Genomic DNA, 15,074 nt, shown 5'->3' on the forward strand with positions numbered 1-15,074 from the left:
GGCCGTCCTCGGCGCTCATCCCGCCGGGGACGGCCCGCCCCCGCCCGACCGACCGGAGGACCACGTGCGCATCACCCTGCCGACCCGCGACGGCGAACGGCTCGACGCCGCCCATCTGCCCGGTCCGGCCGGTTCGGACCTCTGCGTCGTCATGGCGCACGGCTTCGCGGGCAGCCGCCACGGCAAGGCCTTCCGCGGCCTTGCGGCGGAGCTCCACCGCGCCGCGTCGGTGGTGACCTTCGACTTCCGGGGCCACGGCCGCTCGTCGGGCCTCTCCACGGGCGGCGCGGCGGAGGTCCACGACCTCGCGGCCGCCGTGGAGTTCGCCCGCGCGCGGGGCCACGCCAGGGTGGCGGCGGTCGGCTTCTCGATGGGCGCGGCGTGCGCCATCCGCCTGGCCGCGGCGGAACCGGGCCTGCTGGACGCCGCGGTGGCCGTCAGCGCGCCGGCCCGCTGGCAGTACCGGGGAACCCGGCGGATGCGCCTGGTGCAGGGGCTGACCTCGACCGGCCCCGGCCGCGCCGCCCTGCGGCTCGCGACCGGCACCCGCCTCTCTCCCGTCCCGTGGGACCCGGCGACGGAGTCCCCCCTGGACGCGGTCCCGAAGGTCGCCCCCACCCCGCTCCTCCTGATCCACGGCGACCGGGACCCCTACTACCCCCTCGCGACGGCCCGCGCCCTCAAGGAGGCGGCCGGCGATTCCGCACGCCTCTGGGTCGAGGCGGCCATGGGCCACGCGGAAGCGGGCGCCTCCACCGCCCTGATGCGCCGGACGGCCGAGTGGCTCACCGCGGCGCGCCCGTGAGCCAGCGGGCCAGCCGGTCCGGGGGAGTGGCGCGCAGTTCGCGGTGGAGGGCGCGCAGGAGCTCGGGGCGGTGGAGCAGGGGCCGGGTCGCGGGGGCGGCGGTGGCGAGCGCGAGGACCAGGCCGGTCCAGGCCTCGGGCGATTCCGGGTCCTCGGCGAGGAGCCGGGTGTAGGCGGGGACGGCGGCCGGATCGCCGGAGAGCAGGGCCAGGTCCGCGGGGCAGGGCGGTTCGGTGGCGGGCGGCGCGGCGGGGTCCCGGGGCGGGGCGAGGAGCCGGCGGATCAGCCGGGTGCGCGGGTGCGACCAGGGCGTGTCCGGGTCGGGGGCGAGGGTGGCGGCGGCCACCGCGTGCGGGGCGAGCCCCGCCCGGTGGGAGCTCGCCAGGGCGCGTACGTCGGCGGGGGCGGGGGCCAGGTGGCGGACCCGCCACTCGGTGCGGTGGTCGGTGGCGGCGAGCGCGGCCCACGCGTCGACGCCCGGCCGGACCCGCGCGTCGGCCTCCCAGGCGTCCAGGCGGGCGGCCATGCCCGCCACGAAGCGGCGGCCGTGGGCGGTGAGCGCGGGATCGGCGGCGAGGGTGCGCACCGCCTCCCGGGTCTGACGGCGGCTCAGCGCGAACTCGAACTCGGCGGCGGCCCGCCCGGCCCGCTCCACCCGGTCCAGGTGGCGGGAGCGGAACTCGGTGATCCCCAGGAAGGCGTACGCGCCCTGCAGCAGCCCGCTCAGCGGGCGGGGGTCGTTGCGCCAGGGCGCGTGGTGCCGGGGCTGCCCGTCGTCCCGCTCCAGCGTCAGCAGATGGATCAGCGCGCCCAGTTTGTTGTGCTGGAACTCGTGGACGAGGGCCACCGCGAAGGCCACCGGGTCCGGCGGCAGCGACAGCAGCAGCCCCCCGAAGGCGTCGTCGGAGGAGATGGTGCGGACCGCCCCGCCCGGCGGCCCGCCGACCGCCGTCAGACTGCGCAGCCCCTCGGCGAGCGCCCCCGCCGCCTCCGGATCGCACTCCTCCAGGACCCGGAGGGCCTGCCCGAACCCCTCCTCCCAGCGGGCCGCCCGCTCCGGCGCGAGCCGCTCCGGCGGCAGCGTCCGGCTCAGGTCCCGGTACGGGTCCAGGTCGTCGAGCCACACCTCCGCCGCCCGCCCCGCCACCGGGGCCCGCAGCCGGCGCAGCCCCAGCCACCCGGGCGCGTCGCCGCCCGGCCGGCCCCGGGGCGGACCCACGGCCTCGCGGTGCGGCTCCACGGTCAGCCGGCCCGCCTCCACCGCCACCTCCGCCGTCGCCCAGCGGGGGCGGCCCGGCAGCCGGGCGAGCCCCAGGGCCGGGAACATCACGGCGCCGTCGCGCAGCGGCACCGTGGTGCGCAGCGGCAGCCCGGCCCGGACCGAGGCGGCGGCGCAGAACGCGAAGAGCTGCCCGAGGTCGGTCCAGAGCGGCCCGTCTCCCCAGGCCGTGTGGTGCAGCCGGCGCAGCCCGTAGGCCAGCCAGGCGCCGACCTGGGGATGCAGCAGCAGCTCCCGGAACTCCGCAGGCGCCCGCTCCTGGGCCGCCGTCAGCGCGTCCCAGGCGCTGTCCGGGGACGGCAGCGGCCCCAGCGCCCCGGGCGTCCGCGCCGCGCCGTCGAGCAGCGCCCGCAGCAGCAGGAGCCGCCGGCTGTACTCGGTGGTGGACAGGAAGCGGACGGCGCCGGCGTCGCCCCGGCCCGCGGCGAGGGCGTCGAAGTGCTCGGTGGGGACGAGGTGGTGCGCGGCGCGGGCGGGCCCGTGGCCTGTGGCGTACTGCACCCTGGGCTCCGGGACCGTCAGTCGCCCGAGGGTCCCTCGCCGCCTCCTCCGCCGAAGTTGATCCGGGGCCGCTCGATCTGACGCAGCAGCCGGTCGAGGGCGGGGGCGTGCAGGAGGGGGTCCTGGGTGCGGAGGGCCGACAGGGGGACCTCGCTCAGATCGACCAGTTCGGATCCCATCTGCTCCGTGGGCGTGTGCATCGGTTCCCCCTCACCACGCTGAACCCCGTCACCTTTCATGATGACCCAGGCCGGGTGGTTCGGGAAGGGCGTGATCAGGGCGGTCAACCCCTCGAATCCGGCCAAAGCCAGCGTCCCGCCCACCGGGTCACCGCCTCCTCCTCCGGGGTGCCCGCCCCGATCAGCGCGACCGCCTCGACGAGGGCGGCCAGGCCGCCGGGGTGGCGGCGGCAGGACCGGACGATGGAGACGATGTCCGGCCGGGGCGCCCCGAACCGGGGGATGGAACCGGCCAGTTCGACGGGGAGCATGGTCACGATGAGCTGGCGCTGCTGGTGGTCCGCCATGCCCGGCGCGGCGCTGAGCACCCCGATGAGTTCGGACAGCGCCGCGTCCGGCACCTCCCGCCCGGCGCTCCGGGGCGCGGGGACGGTGAGGAGCCGCTCGTCGCCCGCCGCGGAGACGTACCGGATCGTGGTGGGCCGCTGGCCCGTCCCGGCGGCGGCCCCCGGCCCGGTGAACCGCGCCGCGACCGTCTCCGCGAGCCCGTCCGGGTCCGGCGGCCACACCGCCCCGTCCGCCGCGTCCAGGGCGGCGAGGACCACCTCGGAGAACGCCCCGGTCTGCCGTACGGGATCGTTCCCGGCCCGCTGGCCGGGACCGGCCGCGAGCAGCACGGACTGCGCGCGGCCCGGCAGCCGCTCGCCGCCCGGCGGCAGTTCGGCGGGGAGCGCGCGGGCGAAGCCCAGGTCCTCCACGAAGGTCTGGCAGGAGTCCACCACCCAGATCTGGCGCGGGAAGCCGGGGAAGAGATCGGTGGTGAAGGCGGTCAGCCAGGCGTCCAGGTCGAGGTTGCGCCGGTCGTCCCCGGTGGCGTCGGCGTAGAAGAGCCGGCGGTGGCCCCGCGGGTCGGTGACGCCGTGGCCGCCCCAGAACACCCACAGCAGATCGCCCTCCAGGGCGGGCAGCCGGCGGGTCAGCACCTCCTGCACCGCCTCCCGCCCCGCGGGCCCCTCGGCGACGTCGCCGGCCGGCCCGCCCGCCCCCGGCAGCGGCGCCAGGAGCAGCGAGATCCGCTCCGCCGGCACCCCGCGCCGCCGCAGCCAGGCGGCGAAGCGGCGGGCGTCCGCCGCCGGGCCCGGCAGGTCCCACGCCGGACCCGCCGCGTACCGCTCCACCCCGACGACCAGGGCGTGCGTCCGCTCCGGTCGGGCCGGCGTCACGGCAGCTCCGCCGCGAGCAGCCGGTACAGCTCCGGATTGCCCCAGTAGGCGCTGTGCGCCAGCGGGAAGGGCTGCCGCCCGTCGACCTCGACGTCCCGCACCCGGCCGGGGAAGATCCCGGCGCCCAGGTAGCTCAGCAGGTCGCGGCGGTCGTACACGTTGATCCACGGCGGTACGTGCGGGGGCAGCGGGGCGCCGTGCTCCAGGCTCGGCAGCGCCCCCAGCTCGTACAGGAACGGCGCCTGCGAGCCGACCGTGACCAGGAGCGCCACCTCCGGCAGCGCCCGCAGCACCAGCAGGTCGAGGGAGGCGATGCCGCCGAGGCTGTGCGCCAGGACCACCACCGGCGGCTCCGCGGCGGCGACGGCCGTGGCGACGGCCTCCCGGATCGCCTCGCCGCGCGCCAGGTAGAGCAGCACGTCCCCGGCGGCCGGGTGGGCGGCGTCGGTCAGCGCCGACCGCCGCTTCACCGCCTGCGCCGAGGCGAGCCCGAGGACGAGCCGCCCGGCGAGCTTCCCCACCCGCCGGGTCACCGGCCCCCGGTGGGCGCCGGCCCCGTCGCCGGGGAGCAGGGCGGTGATCCGCTCCACGACGGCGTCCCGGGCGGCGCCGTCGAAGGCCGGCGGGGCGGCCGCGCGCTCGGCCGTCCGGCGGACCGCCTCGGCGGTGAACGCCCGTGCGAGGGCGTCCGGTTCGGCGTCGGCCACGGGGGAGCGCAGGAAGTCCCGGCAGTCCGGTGAGGTGAGCACGGCGGCCACGGCCGCGGCGAACTCCCCGCCGATCCCCGCCGCGTCGAGCGGCCCGCGCAGGGCGTCGTCCCCGGCGAGCGCCACGGCCGCCGCCCTGAGGCCCTCGCCCGGGGGTGCGGCGCCGGGCGCCAGCTCGGTCCGCCCGCCGGGTTCCGAGGCGAGCAGCCGCAGTTCGAGCAGCGGGTCCAGATAGAGCAGGCCCCAGAACTCGACGTCCCCGGCGTCCCCCTCCGCACCCGGCGCGGCGCGCCCGGAGCCGTACCCCGGGACCGACAGGCCGCCCGCGCGCAGGTCAGAGCCCGCGCTCCCGCCCCAGTAACAGGGGGCCACGGCCACCTCGGGGCGGACCGCCGCGATCCCCTCCCTGACCCGTTCCAGCGAGGCGGTGTACCCCGGCTCGCGCACCCCCGTGCCGTGTACGAACAGCACCGTCGTCACGTGCGACCCCCCGTCCACGGCCGTCTAGGCCAAACGGCTTCCACGATAGGTCACTTGGCCGCCGGGCGGCTACACTCCGTAGGGGCCGTGCCCCAACGGGGAGGCGGGCCGGAAGGGGATCGCCGGTGAGTTCGGATTCCGTCGTCACGCACGTCGTCGCGGCTCTCGCGGTGGTCGTCGCCGCCTCCCACGCGCTCGGCGCGCTCGCCCGAAGAATCGGTCAACCCCCCGTCGTGGGACAGCTGTTCGCGGGTATCGCCCTGGGGCCCAGTCTGCTCGGTCTGGTCCCCGGCAGTGTCCACGAGACGCTCTTCCCGACCGAGATCCAGCCGATCCTGAACGCCCTCGCCCAAGTGGCGCTCGTCTTCTTCCTGTTCGCCGTGGGTTACGAACTGGACCTCGGGATGCTCCGGGGGCAACGCTCGGTGACCACCGTCTCGGTGAGCGGCTTCGTCCTCCCGATGCTCCTCGGCGCCGCGATCGTGCTCCTCCTGCCCGGCCCCTTCGCCGCCGCCAACGGCGACCGGCCGACCGACCTCACCTTCCTCCTCTACATGGCGATCGCCCTGTCGGTCACGGCCGTCCCCGTCCTCGCCAGCATCATCAAGGACCAGGGCCTCGCCGGGACCAGGCCCGGCACCGTCGCGATGGCCTCCGCCGGCGTCATCGACGCGCTGAGCTGGCCCGTCCTCGCCGTCGTCCTCGTCGGCGGGGTGCACGGCTCGGCCCGCGAGTGGGCCGTCAAGGCCGTCCTCCTCGTCGTCTACGTGCTGCTGATGCTCTTCGCGGTACGCCCCCTGATGGCACGCTGGATCGGCCGCCCCGGCACCCCCGTCTCCCGCCAGGTCCCGGTCGCCGTCACCGTCGCCCTCGCCTCCGCCTGGGCCACCAACGCCCTCGGCCTGCACGTCATCTTCGGCGCCCTGCTCGCCGGCGTGATCATGCCCCGCAGGCCCGACGGCGCCCCGGACGGACGGCTGCTGCGCCCCCTCCAGGACACCGGCGGGCTGCTGCTGCCGATGTTCTTCGCCGTCTCCGGCATGGCCGTCGTCCTCGACGGGCTGCGCTCCTCCGACCTGCTGCTCCTCGCGGTGATAATCGCCGCCGCCGTGGTCGGCAAGGTGGCCGCCGGCGCCTTCGCCGCCCGGGCCGGACGGCTGCCCTGGCGCGAGTCGCTGCTGATCGGGGTGCTGCTCAACACCCGGGGCCTCACCGAGCTGATCGTGCTCAACGTCGGCCTCCAGGCCGGTGTGATCGGTCCCCGGCTGTACGCCCTCCTGGTCGTCATGGCCCTGGTCACCACCGCCGCCGCCGGGCCGATGATCCGGCTCCTGCGCCACCCGGCCGACCCGCTGCCCGCCCCCAGGGAGGGCAGCCGCACCGGCGGGGGCACGCCGGAGATCTGGTCCGGCCCCGAGACCGTCCCCGGCCCCGCCCCGGCGGGGCCCGTACCGGACCCGTCCGCCGGGGGCGAGCCCGCGCCCCGCGCCTGACCGGGCGCCGGAGACGACGGAGGGCCGGCCGGACCCCGACGGGTCCGGCCGGCCCTCCGCACGCGCCCTAGAACGGCACGGGCGCGATGTCCACGTCCGCCCGGCGGCCGCTCGCGGACGCCACCGTCGCCGGGTGCTCCTCGCCGAGCCGCTCGCGGAAGCGCGCCAGCGTGTCGGTGTGCAGCGGCGTCGCGTCCGCGTCCCGGCCCAGCGCCCGCAGGTCGAGCACCACGTTGGTGGCGCAGGCCAGGGTGGTCGGGTGGGTCTCGCCGAAGCCGTCCCGCAGCAGCTCCAGGGTCCGCGCGTCGAGCGCCAGCGCCTCCTCGTGCCGGCCCTCGTCGGCGAGCAGACTGCCCATGCCGACCGCCGCCGTCATGGTGAGGACGTGCTCCTCGCCCAGCGAGTCGCGCAGCCCCGGCAGCGCCGCGTCCAGGTGCTCCCGGGCGGCCGCGAGCTCGTCCATCTGCCGCAGCGTGAGGGCGAGGTTGACCCGGGCCGACAGGGTGTACGGGTGGTGGCCGCCGAGCTTCGCGGTGTACCGGTCGATGGTGGCCTCGGCGAGCTCCCGCGACCGCTGCAACTGGCCGTCCTGGCGCAGGTCCACCACCAGGTTGGCGGCGCAGGCGACCGCGTCCGGGTGGTCGGGGCCGTACCGGTCCACGAACTTCGACCACACCGACTCGGCCAGCGCCAGCGCTCCCTCGTGGTCGCCGGCCCGGCGGCGGCACACCGACAGGACGCGCGCGGCGCCGAGGGCGGAGGGCGCGTCCTCGCCGAAGGCGGCGCTCTGCCGGGCGTAGACGCTCTCCTGGTGGGCGGCGGCCTCCAGGTAGTCGCCGGTCTCCCGGATGTCGATGGACAGACCGGTGAGCGTGTTCAGGGTCGTGGCGTGGTTCTCGCCCATGTGGAGCGCCCGCAGCCGGGCGGTCTCCGTGTCGACCGTCCTGGCCTCCTCGTACAGGCCCATCAGGCGCAGCCCGATCCCGAGGTTGTGGGCGGCCCTGAGGGTGGCCGGGTCCTCCTCGCCGAAGGCCCGCAGCGAGCGCTCGTACACCGAGCGGTCGATCTCCAGGCCGCGCGCCATCTCGGCCCGCAGCCGCAGCCCGCTGGTGAGCTGGATCAGCGCGTCGAGGGTGCCCTCGTGGTCCTCGCCCATGGTCCGGATGTACGTGTCGGCCGTCCGCTCCATCATCGCGGCGGCCTCCTGGTACTCGCCGAGCGCGCGCAGCACGAAGGCCAGCCACTTCGCCATCTGGAGCGTCTGCTGGTCCTCGGCGCCGAACTTCTCGGTCCAGATCCGCAGCGCCTCGCGGGCCATCGCCGCCGCGCCCGCGTGGTCGCCCCAGGTGTGGAGGAACTCCACCATGCCGCGGATCAGCCGGCGCACCCACGGGTCCTCGCACTCCACCGCCCGCGAGCCCGTCACATGGGGAAGGAGCTGCTGGTAGCGCGGCCAGAGCGCCCGCGAGGTGGGGTTGTTCGGGTTGGCGTCGGCGAGCAGGAGATGGGCGCCGTGCCGCATGTCGGCCTGCTGCTGCGGGGACATGCGGTTGACCAGCACGGCCTGGACCAGCCGGTGCAGCTGGATGGTGTTGTGGCGGTGCTCGATGCGGGCCAGGGCGTAGATGTTGATCTCGCGGATGGCCCGGTTGAGCCGGATCGGGTCGCGCAGCGCCTCGTTGAGCTCGGGGGCGATGGTGGTGGTCCGCGAGTTGTTGAAGAACGAGCGGGAGATCGGTTCGGGGGCGAAGAAGGAGCAGACCTGGAGGAACTGGAGCGCCGCCGGGTTGCGCTGTTCGAGCTGGCGCAGCGAGACGTCCCAGGCGGCCGCGACCGACATGGGGTAGTCGGGCGACGGCACCAGTTCGAGCATCAGCTCGGCGATCTTCTCCTTGATCAGCCGCAGGTACTCGGGGACCGCCATGCCGGTGACGGCCTGCCAGGCGGCGGCCTGCTCGATGGCGAGGGGGAGGTCGCCCAGCGCCTCGGCGAGCAGGTCGGCGTCGGTGTCGCTGAGGTCGCGGGCGCGCCGGCGGAGGAGGGCCTTGCTCTCCTCCCGGGTGAAGATGTCGACGGAGAGCGTCCTGGCCACCCGGTCCCACTCCTGGTTCCGTGAGGTGATGAGGATCTTGCCGGTGCCGCCGGTGGGGAAGTAGGGGCGGACCGCCTCCACGTTCTCGGCGTTGTCGAAGACCAGCAGCCACCGGTCGTACGGGGCGCCGCGGCGCAGCGCCTCGCGGACGGCGGGGACGGCCTGGTTGGCCTCGTTGCTCACGTTCAGGCCCATCCGCTGGGCGAGTTCGGTGAGCGCGGTCAGGATCATCGTCGGCTGCTCGGAGGGGATCCACCAGACGATGTCGTAGTCGTGCGCGTAGCGGTAGACGTACTCGATGGCGATCTGCGACTTGCCGACGCCGCCCATGCCGTGCAGCGCGTGCGGGAGGACCGCCGAGGTGTCGCCGGTGAGCAGCTGTTCGCGGACCTGGTCGAGGAGGTACTCGCGGCCGACGAAGTTCGGGTTGTGCGGGGGGACGTTGCCCCAGATGGCGGGGACGGCCTGGCGCTGCCTCGCGCCCGGCCGGGCCGCGGCGGGAGCGGGCGTCCCGTCGTGCGGGGCCGGGCGGACGGGGACGGGCTCCGGCACCGCGCCGGGACTCGGCGCCGGGATCGAGGTCCCCGGGGAGCCGTTGACGGTCGGGGTGTTCTCGGTCGGCTGCTGAGAGGCGGTGATGTCGGTCATGAGGCCGTCCATGTCGGGATCTACGGGATTGATGGGGACATCGTGGACCACAGAGGGAGGGTCCTCCATGACGGACACTCCCGGGGAACTGCCCTCCAGGGCCGCGCTGATCCGGTTCGCCCGCTGGAGGTAGGGGCCGGACAGGGCGCGCAGGATCGCCAGTTCGACGCGGAGGAAGGGGAGGCTCTCCGGCGTCGGCGGGGCGACCGGCGTCTGCTCCGGGGTGAGGAGGGCGCCGCGCAGCCCGCGCGCCGCCTCGGAGCGGTCGCCGAAGAAGTCGGCGACCGAGCGGGCCACGCGCGCCGTGTCCGCGCGCATGGCGCCGGCCAGGAGCGCCTCGCGCGCCCCGGCGACGAAGTCGAGCGGCGCCGGGACGGCGGGCCCGGTGTCGGTCTCGGCGGCGGGCTCCTCGACCAGTCCGCTGAGGAACAGCTCGGCCACGTGCACCGGTTGGGCCTCCGGCACGAGCCGCCGCCGCACGTCCCGGACGAGCAGCGGGTCGAGGACGGCGGCGGCCAGGTGGGTCGCGAGCCGGAAGGCGGTGGGGGTGGCGTGGCTGCGGAAGCGGCGCAGCCGCTCCTGCACGCTCGGCGGGGAGGGGACGGGCGGCGGTTCCTCGGGCGGGGGCGCGGCCCGTTCGGCCGCGCCGAGCAGCAGGACGGCGGCGGGCGTCCAGCCGGACACCTCGCCGGCCACCAGGGAGGCCCACCGGCCCAGCCAGTCGGCGTCCAGTCCGAGGACGGGGACCGGGATCCGCCAGGTGGCGGGCGGCGGAGCGAAGGGGTCGCGCTCCTCGGGCGGGAAGCGCACGGAGAGTTCGTCGTTGCGGGCGGCGGGGCGCGGGCTGTGGAGCCGTACCCGCCAGGGGACGAGGGCGGTGCGGTGCCAGTCCCGCTGGGAGAGCAGATGGACCACCGCCGTCGGTCCGGCCGCCGCCCACCGCTCCAGGGCGGCCTGGCCGGCGCCGCCGCGCCACAGCGGGCCGAGGGCGTCGGTGAGGACGAGGACGATCCGCCGGCCGGTGCGGTCGACCAGTTCGGCGGGGTCGCCGCCGGCATCGTCGTCCCCGCCCTGGCGGCGCAGCACGGCCCGGGGGCCGTCCGGGGTCTCGCGCAGGCCGAGGCGGTGGACCCGGACGTCCCGGAAGGCGCCGAGCTGTTCGGTGACGGCGGTGAGCTCGGCGACCGTCTGTTCCCAGATGGCCATGGTGGCGTGGTCGTCCACGACGAGGACGAGGTCGAAGCGGCGTTCGCCGAGGGGCCGGGTGTACGGCAGCCAGAGGCCGTCCTCGGCGGCCCGTTCGACGGTGGCCTCCTCGTCGAGCTCGACCTCGGTCGTGGAGGGCGCCAGCTGTCTCAGCGGCCGCAGCCGGCGGCCGATGTCCGGCGCGTCCCGCAGGTCGGGCAGGGTCTCGGCCCCGACGGGGACGGCGTGCCGGACGCCCGCGACGCGGTCCGGGGTCCGGGGTGGCCGTCCGCCGGGCGGGGTGCCGGACGGCCCGCCCGGCGGGGGAGGCGTGCCGGGGCGGCGGTCGGGGGGCGGGGCGGCCTCCGGCCGGCCGGGCGGATCGTCCCCCTGGCCGAAGGGGGGAGCGGGCGGGCCGGGGGGCGGCGGGATCAGCTCGGGCGGGGTCTTGGGCCGGGGCTGCGGCGGCTCGGTGGACTCGGGGAGCGCCGCCGCGAGCTTCTGGTAGGCGTGCAGCCAGAGGATCTCCGCCACCTCGAAGGGTTCGGGCAGGGAGCGGGCGTCGTCGTCCATCAGGGTGCCCCCGACAGCCGGCGCCAGAGCGCGTCGAGCAGTTCGTTCCAGGCCGTGTCGTCGCCGCGGACGCCGGCCGTGCGCAGATAGACGGCGTTGAGCAGCTGGTCGGCGGCGAGTCCGCCGTGGTCCCTGCTGCGCTCCACGAACTCCTGGACCAGCCGGTCGTGGCGGCCTTCCTGGTCCTGGAAGTGGGCGGTGATCATGGCGGCGAGCTGGTCCTCACGGGGCGGCGAGACGTCGAGGCGGACGCAGCGGCGCAGGAAGGCGGGCGGGAACTGCCGCTCGCCGTTGCTGGTGATGACGATGAAGGGGAAGGCCCGGCAGCGGACCAGGCCGTCGACCACGGGGACGGTGCCCTCGGGGTCGTCGGTGTGGACGTGGGAGACCGGCTCCCGGCGGCGGGCGCGGACCAGCTCGGGGATGGTGTACGTGCCGTTGTCCAGCACGTGCAGGAGGTCGTTGGGCAGGTCGATGTCGCTCTTGTCCAGCTCGTCGATGAGCAGGACGCGCGGCAGTTCGTACGGCAGCAGGGCGGTGCCGAGCGGCCCGAGCCGCACGAAGTCGCCGATCCTGGCGCCGGGTTCGGGCGCCTGCTCGGCGCCCGCCCCGGGGTCCGGCGCGGGCGCCGGGACGGGGACGGGGGCGGGGGAGGCGCCGGGCCTGAGGTGGCCGAGGGAGGCCTGGGCGCGGCCGATGGCGTCGTACTCGTACAGCCCGGAGCGCAGGGTGCTGCGCGAGGTGATGCCCCAGTGCAGCACGCGCCCGAGGCCCAGTTCGCGGGCGACCAGATAGGCGAGGGTGGACTTGCCGATGCCGGGGCGGCCGGTGACCAGGAGCGGCCGGCGCAGCAGCAGCGCGGTGTTGACCAGGTCGATGTCGTGGGCGTCCTGCCGCGGGGTGGCGCGGCCGGCGCGGCCGAGCCTGCGGTCGGTCTCGGCGCTGTTCGCCGGCACCGGGGGCAGCACCGGGCCGCCGTCGAAGCTCCGCCAGCCGGGTGGCTTCGGCAGCACGTCGCCGAGCCGGATGTCGGCCAGCGGCTGCCCGGTGCCCCGGTAGATCCACCAGCTGCGGCTGGTCACCGGGCCTGTGGTCCGGCCGTTCTCGGCCGGGTGGTGGACACCGCTCATGTCTCCCCCTCCTCGTGGTGTCCGCCGCGGACGCCGTCGGGGTCCGCCCCGGGTGAACCGGACCAGTCCACGAGGCGGTTGGGGTCGTCGAAGAGGACGGCGAGGTGCCGCCCCACGTGGACGTCCCGCTGCCCGGCGGCGGCGGTGGCCGCGTCCTTGCGCAACTGCTGGACGCGCTGCGGCAGTTCGATCGCTTTTCCTCTGAGGAGCCGTTTGGCCCGTTTGCGGAAGTCGGCGGGGGCCGCCGGGCGCCGGTCCCAGACGGCCATCGGCACGCCCGCGTAGAGGGCCTCGACCAGGGAGGCGTGGCTGCCGTCCCGGTCCCGCTCGGTGGGCAGCGGCGGGGCGCTGAGGACGACGGAGACGTACCGCTCCTCGGCGGTCAGCGTGCTGTTCCAGCGCTCGCGGTCGTGGTTGCGGTCGCCGGCGGTGTCCCAGTGGCAGGTGGTGTCGGGGCTGTCCAGCGCCCGCTGCCAGCGGTTGTGCCAGCGCCGGTGGAACTCCTTGGCCCGCATGCGCTCCAGGCTGCGCAGCACGACGGGGTAGGTGAGGCAGAGGGCGGTGGAGGCGTGCGGCCGGAAGGCGACCTGGGTCCACTCCAGGGGTTCGTTCAGCAGGTCGACCGGGAGGACGAACTCCAGGACGGGCCGTCCCGGCTGCCGGGCCCAGTCGTGCTCGGCCCGCTGGAGCAGCCGCTCCACGGCGGCGGGCACCTCGGCGAGGGAGGCGAGCCGGTCCTCGCCGCGCTCCGGCCGCCAGGGACCGGGGCGCATCTGCCGCCAGTGCGACAGCAGGTAGCGGTCGGGGTCCATGGCGCTTCTGCACAACTGGACAACGACGCAGGCGGGGGCGGGTTGTGCCGGGCGCTGCTCGGAGAGCTCGGTCCGCACGGCCACCAGCGCGGCGCGCCGTTCGAGCCGTTTGGCCCGGATGTCGTTCCACTCGCGCAGTTCGGCGGCCGTCCGCGCGTCGGCCGGGCCGCCGCCGTCGAGTCCGGCGGCCACGTGCTCGACCAGGACCATGGTGGGGAGCAGGCCGTCGGGGCGGGTGTTGGCGCGGGTGAGGTAGTCGAAGGCCTCGGTGAGGGTGGCGACGGGCCGGCCCGGCAGCGGGAGGCCGTCGGCGGCCGCGTAGAGCAGGCCGTGCGCGTCGAGGTGGCGGACGCGGGCGAGGAGGCCGGTGACCGTGAGGGTCTCGGTGTCGGGGAGGACGGGGAGGACCTCCGCCGGCGGGGTGGCCGCGATCAGCTCGCGGACCCGGAGGGCGGGGGTGGAGCCGGGGTCGTACAGGGCGAGGGCGGCGGCCAGTTCGTGCAGTCCGCCCGGCTCGCGGCGGCAGTACCGGACGATCTCCAGGATCCCGGACCGGGGGCGGTTGTGGCGGGGGATGTCGGCGGCCGAGGGTAAGCGGTCCGCCAGGGTGTCGATGAGGAGCCCGCGGCCCTCGGTGGTCTCCAGGCCCGGTACCGCGCTCAGCTGGTCGACGAGCTCACGCGTGAGATCCGACGCGTGGGCGCCGTGGCCCTCGTCGTACAAAAGCCCCCCCGTCACGGCTCCGGTGTTTCTCCGACTCCCGATCGCGCCTGGGCAGTTCGGGCGCCTTCGCCCTGTCGTCCAGGGTATGGCGAGGTCCGGAGACGTCGCCACCCTGTTCGACGGGTTCCTCCCCCGGAATCGTCCGGAGTAGTCGGCGGACGGCGCGGCGGACTACTCGACGACGAGGTCCACGGTGATGTTGCCGCGGGTGGCCTTGGAGTAGGGGCAGAAGGCGTGGGTCTTCTCCAGGAGGGCGAGGCCGGCCTCGCCCTGGAGGTGGTCGGGGAACTCGGCGCGCATGACGACGGCGAGGCCGAAGCCGCCGTCGGCGGCGTCCTTGCCGATGGAGACCTCGGCGGTGACGGAGGCCTCGGAGATGTCGATCTTCTCCTGGCGGGCGACGACGCCCATGGCGCTGGCGAAGCAGGCGGCGTAGCCGGCGGCGAAGAGCTGCTCGGGGTTGGTGCCCTGGCCGTTGCCGCCGAGCGCCTGCGGGTGGGCGAGGGGGAGGTCGATGTGGCCGTCGGAGCTGACGGCGCGGCCCTCGCGGCCGTTGGCGGTGGCGACGGCGGTGTAGATGGCGTCCATGAAGTCTTCCGTTCCTTTTCCTCGGGAAGGGGTGGCCCCTCATTTGTAGCGCACTATTTAGTTGTGCACAACTGAATCGCGTGACGAGGGTGCCTCGCGTACCCTGGGGGCATGGAGACGCTCGACACGGTCCCGGACGAGGACTTCCTCCGGCTCGACCACCAGATCTGCTTCTCGCTGCACGCGGCGACCCGCGCCTTCAACGGCGTCTACCGCGAGGCGCTCAAGGAACTCGGGCTCACCTACCCCCAGTACCTCGTCATGCTCGTCCTCTGGGAGCACGGCGAACTGCCCGTGAAGGGCATCGGCGAGCGGCTGCGGCTCGACTCCGGCACCCTGTCGCCGCTGCTCAAGCGCCTGGAGGCGGCCGGATACGTCGAGCGCAGGCGCAGCCCGGAGGACGAGCGCTCCGTCACCGTCCGCGCCACCGCGGCCGGCGCCGGGCTCCGCGAGCGGGCCCTCGGCGTGCCCCGCCGGATCGCCGCCGCCACCGGCCTCGACCTCGCGGAGATCGCCGAGCTGCGCGACCGGCTCGGCGCCCTCGCCGCCCGCCTCGACGGCATCGACCCCGACGCGCTGCGCCCCTCCTGCGGCTGACCGCCGCCCCCGGCACCCCCGGACGCCCCGGCGTCACAGAAATGTAAGGCCCGCATCTC

General features: G+C 75.9%; 11 protein-coding genes. 3 read left to right on the forward strand and 8 right to left on the reverse strand.

The features are described 5' to 3' along the window. Positions 1–64: 64 nt before the first annotated feature. Positions 65–805: an alpha/beta fold hydrolase gene (locus tag ABZ621_RS20330; protein WP_360606365.1), complete on the forward strand. Its 741-nt coding sequence runs from the start codon at positions 65–67 to the stop codon at positions 803–805. Here ABZ621_RS20330 and ABZ621_RS20335 read toward each other — a convergent pair. The 4 genes from ABZ621_RS20335 to ABZ621_RS20350 form a co-directional block, all read right to left on the reverse strand. Then, positions 786–2,585 (reverse strand): HEXXH motif domain-containing protein, encoded by a 1,800-nt coding sequence (locus ABZ621_RS20335; RefSeq protein WP_360606367.1) that lies wholly within the window; start codon positions 2,583–2,585, stop codon positions 786–788. The two genes, ABZ621_RS20330 and ABZ621_RS20335, sit on opposite strands and share 20 nt — an antisense overlap. Before the next feature lie 17 nt (positions 2,586–2,602). Then, entirely contained in the window at positions 2,603–2,785 is a 183-nt protein-coding gene (locus ABZ621_RS20340; protein WP_360606369.1) for a hypothetical protein, read from the reverse strand. Positions 2,786–2,868: 83 nt separating this feature from the next. Then, positions 2,869–3,987, reverse strand: a complete 1,119-nt coding sequence (locus ABZ621_RS20345; protein ID WP_360606371.1) for a caspase family protein — start codon at positions 3,985–3,987, stop codon at positions 2,869–2,871. Next, positions 3,984–5,174, reverse strand: coding sequence for a hypothetical protein (locus ABZ621_RS20350; protein WP_360606373.1), 1,191 nt, complete (start codon positions 5,172–5,174; stop codon positions 3,984–3,986). The genes ABZ621_RS20345 and ABZ621_RS20350 overlap by 4 nt, the downstream gene beginning before the upstream one ends. A gap of 125 nt (positions 5,175–5,299) precedes the next feature. Between ABZ621_RS20350 and ABZ621_RS20355 the strand changes: the two genes are divergently transcribed. Further along, complete coding sequence (locus tag ABZ621_RS20355; RefSeq protein WP_360606375.1) at positions 5,300–6,667, forward strand: cation:proton antiporter; 1,368 nt, start codon at positions 5,300–5,302, stop codon at positions 6,665–6,667. Positions 6,668–6,734: 67 nt separating this feature from the next. Here the strand turns inward: ABZ621_RS20355 and fxsT are convergent, their stop codons facing one another. From fxsT to ABZ621_RS20375, 4 genes are all read right to left on the reverse strand, one after another. Further along, entirely contained in the window at positions 6,735–11,165 is a 4,431-nt protein-coding gene (gene fxsT / locus ABZ621_RS20360) for an FxSxx-COOH system tetratricopeptide repeat protein (protein WP_360606377.1), read from the reverse strand. Beyond that, positions 11,165–12,295: a MoxR family ATPase gene (locus ABZ621_RS20365; RefSeq protein WP_360606379.1), complete on the reverse strand. Its 1,131-nt coding sequence runs from the start codon at positions 12,293–12,295 to the stop codon at positions 11,165–11,167. The genes fxsT and ABZ621_RS20365 overlap by 1 nt, the downstream gene beginning before the upstream one ends. Continuing rightward, entirely contained in the window at positions 12,292–13,845 is a 1,554-nt protein-coding gene (locus ABZ621_RS20370) for a hypothetical protein (RefSeq protein ID WP_360606381.1), read from the reverse strand. The genes ABZ621_RS20365 and ABZ621_RS20370 overlap by 4 nt, the downstream gene beginning before the upstream one ends. 156 nt (positions 13,846–14,001) lie before the next feature. After that, positions 14,002–14,418 carry an organic hydroperoxide resistance protein gene (locus ABZ621_RS20375; protein ID WP_360606383.1) on the reverse strand — a complete coding sequence of 139 codons (417 nt, stop codon included), beginning with the start codon at positions 14,416–14,418 and terminating at the stop codon, positions 14,002–14,004. A 111-nt stretch (positions 14,419–14,529) separates the two neighbouring features. Here ABZ621_RS20375 and ABZ621_RS20380 point away from each other — a divergent pair, with 111 nt between their 5' ends. Beyond that, complete coding sequence (locus ABZ621_RS20380) at positions 14,530–15,015, forward strand: MarR family transcriptional regulator (protein ID WP_360606385.1); 486 nt, start codon at positions 14,530–14,532, stop codon at positions 15,013–15,015. The last annotated feature ends 59 nt before the right edge of the window (positions 15,016–15,074 follow it).

Origin of the sequence: Streptomyces sp. NPDC007863 (assembly GCF_040633895.1) — a bacterium.
Classification (GTDB): Bacteria; Actinomycetota; Actinomycetes; order Streptomycetales; family Streptomycetaceae; genus Streptomyces.

Excerpts from the sequence above, each read along its gene's own strand:
- ABZ621_RS20340 (WP_360606369.1), bottom strand. The coding sequence starts at position 2,785 with ATGCACACGCCCACGGAGCAGATGGGATCCGAACTGGTCGATCTGAGC.
- fxsT (WP_360606377.1), bottom strand. The coding sequence starts at position 11,165 with ATGGACGACGACGCCCGCTCCCTGCCCGAACCCTTCGAGGTGGCGGAG.
- ABZ621_RS20365 (WP_360606379.1), bottom strand. The coding sequence starts at position 12,295 with ATGAGCGGTGTCCACCACCCGGCCGAGAACGGCCGGACCACAGGCCCG.
- ABZ621_RS20375 (WP_360606383.1), bottom strand. The coding sequence starts at position 14,418 with ATGGACGCCATCTACACCGCCGTCGCCACCGCCAACGGCCGCGAGGGC.
- ABZ621_RS20380 (WP_360606385.1), top strand. The coding sequence starts at position 14,530 with ATGGAGACGCTCGACACGGTCCCGGACGAGGACTTCCTCCGGCTCGAC.